The sequence below is a fragment of the Plebeiibacterium marinum genome (assembly GCF_026013615.1).
Lineage (GTDB): Bacteria > Bacteroidota > Bacteroidia > Bacteroidales > Marinilabiliaceae > Saccharicrinis > Saccharicrinis marinus_A.
On record NZ_JAPDPI010000177.1, the window covers coordinates 1 to 325 of the forward strand.

General features: G+C 40.0%; 1 protein-coding gene. It reads left to right on the forward strand.

Annotated elements, in window-relative coordinates; all coding sequences use genetic code 11:
• Positions 1-116 precede the first annotated feature (116 nt).
• A partial coding sequence (locus OM074_RS21375) for a GIY-YIG nuclease family protein (protein ID WP_301202737.1) occupies positions 117-325 on the forward strand: 209 nt, incomplete at its 3' end.

The following is a 325-nucleotide window of genomic DNA, read 5'->3' on the forward strand; positions in this document are numbered from 1 at the left end:
GGGTCTGAGCATCCCGTTGATTTATCACGGGAGGGTCGGGGGTTCGACTCCCTCATCGCCCACAAAGCCTTGCAAATTTTTGCGAGGCTTTTTTTTATTTCATAAAACCCAACATCATGCCTTGCCATTTATACATCCTACACTCTCCTTCTAAAAACAAATACTATATCGGTCACACTTGTGATTCTCTTGAGTCAAGACTTGCAAAGCACAATCAAAAACATACCGGTTATACAGCACAAACCAATGATTGGGAAATTATATACACTGAAGCTTTCGATTCAAAAGAACTTGCTTATGCTCGTGAAAGAGAAATCAAAAATTG